3 protein-coding genes and 1 pseudogene are annotated in these 8,935 nt (G+C 54.2%); 3 read left to right on the top strand and 1 reads right to left on the bottom strand.

Features of this window, described 5'->3' with window-relative positions; all coding sequences use genetic code 11:
* The first annotated feature begins 110 nt into the window (after nt 1-110).
* The 3 genes and pseudogenes from POG22_RS22350 to POG22_RS22340 form a co-directional block, all read left to right on the top strand.
* Complete coding sequence (locus tag POG22_RS22350) at nt 111-3,653, top strand: GAF domain-containing protein (protein WP_498907189.1); 3,543 nt, start codon at nt 111-113, stop codon at nt 3,651-3,653.
* Between the two features lie 238 nt (nt 3,654-3,891).
* Nucleotides 3,892-7,533 (top strand): hybrid sensor histidine kinase/response regulator, encoded by a 3,642-nt coding sequence (locus tag POG22_RS22345; protein ID WP_498907188.1) that lies wholly within the window; start codon nt 3,892-3,894, stop codon nt 7,531-7,533.
* 384 nt (nt 7,534-7,917) lie between these two features.
* Nucleotides 7,918-8,046 (top strand): annotated as a pseudogene (locus POG22_RS22340) (IS4 family transposase); the annotation flags it as partial.
* A gap of 184 nt (nt 8,047-8,230) precedes the next feature.
* Here POG22_RS22340 and POG22_RS22335 read toward each other — a convergent pair.
* Nucleotides 8,231-8,791: a substrate binding domain-containing protein gene (locus tag POG22_RS22335; RefSeq protein ID WP_498907187.1), complete on the bottom strand. Its 561-nt coding sequence runs from the start codon at nt 8,789-8,791 to the stop codon at nt 8,231-8,233.
* Between the last annotated feature and the right edge of the window lie 144 nt (nt 8,792-8,935).

The raw sequence follows: 8,935 nt of genomic DNA, 5'->3' as shown, positions 1-8,935 counted from the left end.
GCAACAGTGAAGACAGCAAACAGATAACTGTTTTTCCCCTTCTCCCCCTCTCCCCTTCTCCCCCTCTCCCCTCCTAGACCCCAAACCGAAACCGCGATCGAGGTAATCGTATGACCCGTTCAGATGCCCTGCGTAGCGAGTCTACCCCGCTCGAACAACAGCTCAAAGCCATCCGCCAACAAGTGGCGTCCGTCACCGACCGACTGCACCAAACCGAATCCCTCGAGGAAGCGCTTCTGGCTGCCGTCACCCAACTGCGACAGATGTTCCAGTGCGATCGCGTCGTGGTGTACCGCTTGCTGTCTCGCGGTATCGACGCATTCGTCCCGCCAAGCTTCGATGGTAGCCTCGCGTCCCCAGACGGAACGAGTGCGTTGCCGTTTGCCAACGGGAACGGAACCGCTAACGGCCGGACGACCTCTGCCGCCGCAACTGACGGTAGATCCCCGTTCGGGGTCGTCGTAGCCGAATCAGTCGGACGGGGATGGACGCCAGCCTTGGGCGATCGCTTGCACGTGGCAGCCTTTGGCTTCGACGATCTCGACGAATACCTCAGCCATCCGTTCGTCTCCATTCCCGATGTCGAACGAACCAACCTCACCCCCCACCAACGACAACTGCTCGGACGCTATCAAACCCAAGCCAGCCTCAACGTTCCCTTAAAAATCGGCAAACGGTTGTGGGGCGCGATCTCTGCCAGCCAGTGCGATCGCCCCTACAACTGGTCGGAACGGGAAATCGCCGTCATCAAACAGGTGGCCGGAGAACTGACGGTGATGTTGCAAGAATTCGATCGCGACGAAAAACACGAACGCCAAACTGAAAGCGATCGAGCGGTTTCGGAAGTTCTCGAAACTCTCCGCGAATCGTTTGAGAAAGTCCAAGACCGCGATCGCAGCGTGTCCCGCGTCATCGAACGCATTCGTCAATCCCTCGACATCGATACTATTTTCCGCACCACCACGAAAGAAGTGCGGTTGCTCCTCGAGTGCGATCGCGTGGCTGTGTACCAGTTCAACCCGGACTTCAGCGGTAGTTTCGTGGCCGAATCCGTCACCTCCGGCTGGGTGAAACTCGTCGGCCCCGACGTCCAACCCGTTTGGAAAGACACTTATCTCGAAGAAAACCAAGGGGGACGCTACGCCAACCACGAAACCTACGCCGTCAGCGACATCTACGAAGCCGGACACGATCCCTGTCACGTCGAACTCCTCGAACAGTTCGAGTGTCGCGCCTATACCCTGGTTCCTATTTTTCAAGGGGAAAAACTCTGGGGAATCCTAGCCGCCTACCAAAACGACGGCCCTCGCAACTGGCAACCGACCGAAGTAGATTTGCTGCAACGGATCGCCGACCAACTCGGGGTTGCACTGCTACAAGCCGAAACCGTCGATCGCCTGCGGTTGCAATCAGATAAAGTGGCCAAAGCTGCCGAGCGCGATCGCACCGTGGCTCGAGCCATCGATCGCATTCGCCAATCCCTCGATATCGACAGCATCTTCAACGTCACCACGAAAGAAGTGCGGTTGCTCCTCGAGTGCGATCGCGTGGCCGTGTACCAGTTCAACCCCGACTTCAGCGGTCAGTTCGTCGCCGAGTCCGTGACTCCCGGTTGGGTAAAACTCGTCGGTCCCGAGGTCGAGCGCGTCTGGAAAGACACCTACCTCGAAGAAAACCAGGGAGGACGCTACGCCTACCGCGAAACCTACGCCGTCAGCGACATCTACGAAGCCGGACACGATCCCTGTCACGTCGAACTCCTCGAACAGTTCGAGGCGCGAGCCTATACCCTAGTTCCTATTTTTCAAGGGGAAAAACTCTGGGGAATTCTAGCCGCCTACCAAAACGACGGACCGCGAGCTTGGGAAGAAGAAGAAGTCGATTTGCTCGCTCGCATCGCCGACCAGCTTGGCGTGGCGTTGCAACAAGCCGAAACCCTCGACGAACTGCGGTTTCAGTCCGAAAAAGTCGCCAAAGCTGCCGAGCGCGATCGCGCCGTGGCTCGAGCCATCGATCGCATCCGTCAATCCCTCGACCTCGACAGCATTTTCAGCACCACCACGACAGAAATCCGACAACTGCTCAAAACCGATCGCGTGTGCGTGTATCGCTTCAATCCCGATTGGAGCGGTCGTTTTATCGCCGAATCGGTCGGCGGTGGCTGGGTTCCCCTCGTCAAACGCCAGGAAGACGTTCCCGGTTTGCAGCAAAATGTCAGTGACTGCGAGGGGATGGGGGGCTTGATTCAAAGTCAACGCGATCGCGACGACACTTCGGCGTTGACGCCAACGTCCCAGACCTTAGAGGTCAAAGATACCTATCTTCAAGATACCCAAGGGGGACGGTTCCAACAGGAAGAGTCTTTTTCTGTCGCTGATATTTACCAAGCCGGGTTTACCTCCTGTTACTTGGAAATTCTCGAACAATACCAATGTCGCGCCTACGCGATCGTTCCCATTTTCCAAGGTGCGAAACTGTGGGGACTCCTGGCTGCGTATCAAAACGACGGACCGCGAGAGTGGGAAGATAGCGAAGTGACTCTGTTGGCGCAAATTGGGATTCAGTTAGGGGTGGCGATTCAACAGAGTGTCTACCTGCGCCAGCTCGAAGAACAGTCGAAACAGCTCGAAGCGGCCGCGCAACGGGACAAAGCGGCCAAAGAGCAATTGCAAAAACGGGCGTTAGAACTGCTGATGGCGGTGCGTCCGGCGCTCGATGGGGATTTGACGGTTCGGATTCCTGTCACGGAAGACGAAATGGGAACCCTCGCCGATTCGTTTAACAATACCCTGCAAAGTTTGAGGAAAATCGTCGTTCAGGTGCAAGCGGCGGCGGAAAAAGTGGTGTTGACTTCCTCGAGTAGTGACGAGTCGTTGATGGCCTTGTCCAGTCAAGCACGCGCTCAGTTCGAGGAAATCACCAAAGCCCTCGATCGCATTCAAGAGGTGGTGAACTTTACCCAAACCACCGCCGATAACGCCCAACAAGTCGAAACCGCCCTCGATCTCGCCAATCAGACCCTCGGTGCCGGAGACGACGCCATGAACCGCACCGTCGAAGGGATTGCAGATATCCGTAAAACGGTGGCGGCGGCGGCTAAAGGGATCGAACGCCTAACGCAATCGTCCCAAAACATCGCCAAAGTGGTGAGTTTGATTAACAACTTCGCCACCCAAACTAACTTGTTAGCACTCAACGCGGCGATCGAAGCTACACGAGCTGGAGAGTACGGACGTGGGTTCGCTGTGGTCGCCGACGAAGTGCGATCGCTGGCGCGTCAGTCCGCCGACGCGACGACGGAAATCGAGAAGTTGGTGCAGGAGATTCAAGATGAAACCAAAGACGTGACCCTGGCGATGGAAATGGCCTCGGAGCAAGTCACGCGGGGAACCAACCTCGTCGGCGAAACCCGACAAACTCTCAACGACATCGTGGCGGCGACGGCTCAAATCAGCGAATTGGTGGAGGGAATTACCCACGCCACGCAGGTTCAAACGGAACAGGCGCAGTCGGTGACGGAGATGATGCGCGGAATTGCATCGATCGCCAACCAAACCTCGGAAAACTCGATCGAAATCTCCGATCGCTTTAAAGAAGCTCTGACCACTGCTCAAGAGCTGCAAGCCAGCGCCGGACGGTTTAAGGTGAGTTGAGGAGAAGAGGAGAAGAGGGTGATGGGGAAGGTGCGTGACGCGGTAACAGCCCATTCAACTGACTTCGACAACATTTTCCGGCCGCGTCACACACCCTACCAACTGTTGCCTGTTCCCTATTCCCTGTTCCCTGTTTGCTGTCTTCACTGGTGACTGGTGACTGGTGACTGGTGACTGTCTTCACTGTTCCCTATTAATTCGCCGTGTATCATAAATTTACTCGAAAGTCAAGAGTAAAATGGAAAAAGCCATCCGAGACCAAGGTTACGTTTACTTCCTCAGTGAAGCCCCCGAACTCTTGCAAACCGTCGAGGATGGCTTGCTGAAGGTTCACGAGGGAAATCGCGTCCAAAACGTCCATAGCATGATGCGGGCGGCTCACACGCTGAAGGGGGCGGCGGCGAACGTGGGCTTAGACAGCCTGAAAACCATCGCTCACTCGATGGAAGATGCGTTTAAAGCGTTGTACGACGAATCGATCGCCATCGATGCGGAACTCGAACGGCTGCTGTTTGAAGGGTTCGAGTGTTTGCGGGTGCGGCTGAGGGCGGAACTGTCGGATACCGAGATCGACGAAGATTCGTTGCTCGATCGCGCCGCTGACGTATTCGCCCGCATGAAGGACAAACTCGGCGACGCCTTCGGACAACAGGATTACGTTCCCACCTCCGCCGAGTTGGGATTCGACATCGCTCGCTCGATTTTCGAGTTGGGGGTGCAGCAGCGTCTCGAGGAACTCGAAACCGCCTTGGACACTGGGGAGCGCGATCGCGTCGAGGAGGTTTTGCGATCGAGTGCGGAGGTGTTCTCGGGTTTGGGGGAATCTCTCTCGCTTCCAGGGTGGAGCGCGATCGCTACCACGGTTCTGGCCGCCCTCAACAACCCCGATCGCGCCGATCGCATCCTCGATATCGGAGCGGCGGCTTTGGCCGATTATCGTCGCGGACAACAAGAGGTTCTCGGGGGCGATCGCGATACGGGAGGCGTACCCACGCAACTCAACGCTCTCCTCAACGAGAATTCCGTTCCGGTTGAACCTGCATCTGCAACCGTCGAACCCCCCGCGATCGAAACTGCTCTCGACATCGAACTCGAACAGTTTCGGGCGTTTCTCAACAACAAACGGTACGGAAAACCCGTCAAAGGTGCGCTTCAAGAGTTTTTTATCGACGCCATCGGTGCTTTTGCGAAGTGGTTCGCTCGAGAAAACGCCGTTCCTTTAGCGAACGTCTGTTTTGAGCTAATCGTTCCCAAACTTCCGGCGAAACGCGCCAACCACAAAGCCATGGTGGTTCGTACCGCCTCGAGTATCAAAAAACAGAGCGATCGCTTTCTCGAATTTATTGCAGAAGACAGCGACAGCGAGAGTCTCTGTCTGTATCGTCAGTGGACGCTGTTCTCCGTCATCGTCGCCGTGGCGAAATTTCAGTACGCCAGCGACACCCAAAAACCCAAAACCTACGATGACGTTCTGTTAGTCAAAGCCTTACGCCGCATTTCCAACCACATCGGCCAGCAGTATAACCAACTTCCCGCCGTCCGCCGTTCCGAGCGCAACTGGCTCGAATCTCCCCATTTGGCGAAATTGGACGTCCCACTCGATCGCGATCCCGACGAGGATTTACTCGAACAGGTTTGGGGTTCGGACGAGGAAGAGATGGAAGAGATGGAAGAGATGGAAGACAAGGGGGACAAGGGGGACAAGGGGGACAAGGAGGAGACAGGGGAACCCTCCCTAGCTGAGACGAACGAGGAAAAAGGAATCGCCCCGAACCCCGAGCCTCCCGTGGAATCGTTGCAAGAACAAGTCAGTGAAGGGGAATTTTTCGATGAAGACCCCCCACCCTCGCCAGAGGAAGAGGCTGCACCCAAACGTCCCAAAGCCGAAACCCGACAACTCGTCAGCGTCGATATTAAAGGCTTAGAACGACTCAACCACCGTCTCGGGGAGTTATTGGTCGATCGCAACCGTCAGGCTCTCGAGGAAGAACATCTGCAACAGCGAACCGGCGAAATGCGATCGTACCTGCAACAACACCAAAAAACCATGAATCAACTGCTCGAATGGTCCGAGCGCATGGTTTCGACCCTCGGTCACGCCGCCGATAACTTTCAGAGTCGTTCTTCTTTGGCTCTCCCTCTGTCGTCTCCTTTCGTCGGCGATCGCGAACTGGAATTCGACAGTTTCGCCGACTTGCATCTACTGTTAAAAACAGCCGTCGGTGAAGCTCGCATCCTCGACACGCTGACCGAGGACGTTCGCAGCCACACTCGCGAGTTAGCTCAATTGATGGAAAAACAACAGCAACTTCTCTCCGTCATGCAAGACGATTTAGTAGACGTGCGAATGTTGCCCCTCGGGGAAATCCTACAACGGTTCCCCTTGATGGTGCAGCAGCTTTCGAGAATGCAAAACAAGCGGGTCGAACTCAAACTCAGCGGAACAGATTTACTCGTCGAACAGAGTATCGCTCAGAAGCTCTACGACCCCCTGTTACACTTGGTTCGCAACGCTTTCGACCACGGGATCGAATCTCCCGAAGAACGCCTCAAACTCGGGAAACCGGAAGTCGGAACGATCGAAATTCGCGCCTATAACCAAGGGGTGCAAACCACCATCGAGGTACGGGACGACGGACGGGGGTTGAATCTGGACTGGATTCGCCGCAAAGCCGTCGAAGGTAAGTTTTTAAGCGAGGCGGAAGCCAACCGCATCGTCTCGACCGATCGCTTAGAGGTGTTGTTCGAGCCGGGATTTTCCACCGCCGATCGCGTCAGCGAAATTTCGGGACGTGGCGTCGGATTGGACGTGGTGCGATCGCAAATTCAGAGTCTGAAAGGGAAAATCGCCGTGGAGTCGGAACCCGGACGGGGGACGGTGTTCGCGTTGCAAATTCCTCTGTCGCTGACGATCGCGAAGTTGTTGGTGGTGCAAGCGGGAGGATCGGCTTATGCGTTGTTATTGGATTCGGTTGAAAAAATCGTCATGCCCCCACCCGATCGCCTCAAACATTTTGAAAATCATAAGGTATTGCATCTAGAAGGGGAAGGGGAAACCAGCAGCATGGTATCGGTGCGCCAACTGGCGGACTTAATGCACTATAGCTCGTCGTTGGCGAAACCGACTGAGGAACCGCGTCAAACGAAACTGTCCATTTCTCGGGATATTAGCGCCCCGATTTTGCTGTTGCGTCAAGGGGGAAAGCAGCTCGGATTGGAGGTCGATCGCATTCTGGGAGAACAAGAGTTAGTGATTCGTCCCCTCGGACGAGCGATCGCGCCGCCACCTTACGTTTACGGGTGTAGCATTCTCAGCGACAGTCGTTTGGCGTTGGTGGTCGACGGTGGTGCGTTTGCAACCCCAGAGCGAACCTCTTTCGCCGAGCGATCGTCGTCTGGGATGTCCTTTGGCGGGAGTTCTGAGCGTCCTCTTCCCGCGCAACCTACCAACAGCTTACCGCAAGCCTCCGCTGTTTCTGAGGTTCCCGCGACGCCACCGACGACCCTCCTCATTGTGGACGATTCGATTAACCTACGCCACACTCTCACCTCTACCCTCGTCAAAGCCGGGTATCAGGTAATACAAGCTCGCGACGGACAAGAGGCGATCGAGCAATTACAACAACATCCCGACGTGCGTTTGGTGGTGTGCGATGTAGAAATGCCTCGGATGAACGGGTTTGAGTTCCTCAGTTACTGTCGTCAAGATAGTAACTTATCCAAGGTTCCCATCGTCATGCTCACGTCTCACAGCAGTCCGAAATACCGCCAAATCGCCAGCGAACTCGGCGCGACGGCGTATCTGACTAAACCGTTTTCGGAGTCGGAAATGCTGTCGTCGCTGAAGGAAATCGTCGGTTCGGAAGCAGCGGCGGATTGAGTGTTTGTGAGGGCGATCGCAAAACCGGGTTTCTGGGAAAAACCGGGTTTTTGAACGTTTACGATTCAAACTCAGGACTGAAGTTTCCCCTGTAAATATACTCAAAATGTAGTATGTTCGTCTGATCTGTCAAAACTTTATGCAGAAAGCTTTATCAAGATCGTAAGTAAAAATACATACTACATGAGAGGGTGACAAGGTAAACGGAAGTCAGACGGGACAATTGTTTGAGAGAATAGAGGAGTCCCAAAAAAGAGGGTGGCGTTTGCGGCCACCCCAACAAAAAAATGCTACCGAGGTAGTAATGAGGAGTAATGCTACTTTGGTTTTTGAATCCTGGCCACGAAAGGATTGTGACTGACCAGAATCATTAGAGTACAGCACTACCCTTGGAGTCAATCCCTGCTGCTCTGGAGAGATTGGATGTTGGCGCTCATGGCGTTGAAGCCTCACAAATCTCTCCATTTTCAACGAGGGCTAGAAGCTCTATCCCTTGTGAGGCAGGGGGTCTAGCTATGTTGTCACCCTCTCAACAAAACTCCAACCGCACGAGGTAGTAATGAGGAGTAATGCTACTTTGGTTTTTGAATCCTGGCCACGAAAGGATTGTGACTGACCAGAATCATTAGAGTACAGCACTACCCCGCACGAGAGCCGCACTGCATCCTTATTTCAAACGTGTCAAAAACTGGAGTCTCTAAAGACGCAAGTTGTCTTGTAGAAATTGGAGGAACGCTTTGACCTTAGGCGATCGCTTTCGTGTGGTCGGAAAGATGGCACTGAGGAGAACTTGATGAGCTGCTTGCCAGTCTTCCAATAGCGGCAGTAAGACTCCCGACTGCACAGCTTCGCGACAAAAAAAGACTGGCAATAGACCGATGCCTGCTCCCGCCAACACCATCTCAAAAGCAATCGTGGGATCGTTGACCCAGCAACGCGGATTCAGCGCAATGGTTTGCTCATCTGTCCGTGCATGGCGCAATTTCCAAGTAGGATTATCGGTGTTGCCGATAAAAATGGTGTCGTGATTACCCAGTTCAGCGGGAGTCTTTGGCGCATTGCAGCGCTTTAAGTATGTAGGGCTAGCAAACAACTGACGAGAGGCTTCGCCCAACGGTTGAATCCTGAGCAGCGAGTCTTCTAACCGCCCAATTCGGATGGAGACATCAAACCCGTCCTGTAAGGGATTCACCGCTTGATTCACGATGCGATGGTTCAGCCGAATCTTGGGATAGTGGCGTAGGAACTCAGGTATCAAATCCGGCTCTTCCGATTTTGTTATGCAAAAAAATACTAATTTAACCCCAATTTCGATATTTGAAATTCAAAGCCGAAATTCTGTAAAGCTTGCAGAACTTGACATAGAGCGATCGATTAATGTAGAATAAATTTAATTATTTAG

The organism is Geitlerinema sp. CS-897, from assembly GCF_028368005.1.
In the GTDB taxonomy this organism is placed as follows: domain Bacteria; phylum Cyanobacteriota; class Cyanobacteriia; order Cyanobacteriales; family Geitlerinemataceae; genus Baaleninema; species Baaleninema simplex.
Note: the sequence above shows the minus strand (reverse complement) of the source record. Positions and strands in the feature narration are given on the sequence as shown.

What these genes read in the sequence shown, in the direction of transcription:
- POG22_RS22350 (WP_498907189.1), top strand. Translation starts at nt 111, where the DNA reads ATGACCCGTTCAGATGCCCTGCGTAGCGAGTCTACCCCGCTCGAACAA.
- POG22_RS22345 (WP_498907188.1), top strand. Translation starts at nt 3,892, where the DNA reads ATGGAAAAAGCCATCCGAGACCAAGGTTACGTTTACTTCCTCAGTGAA.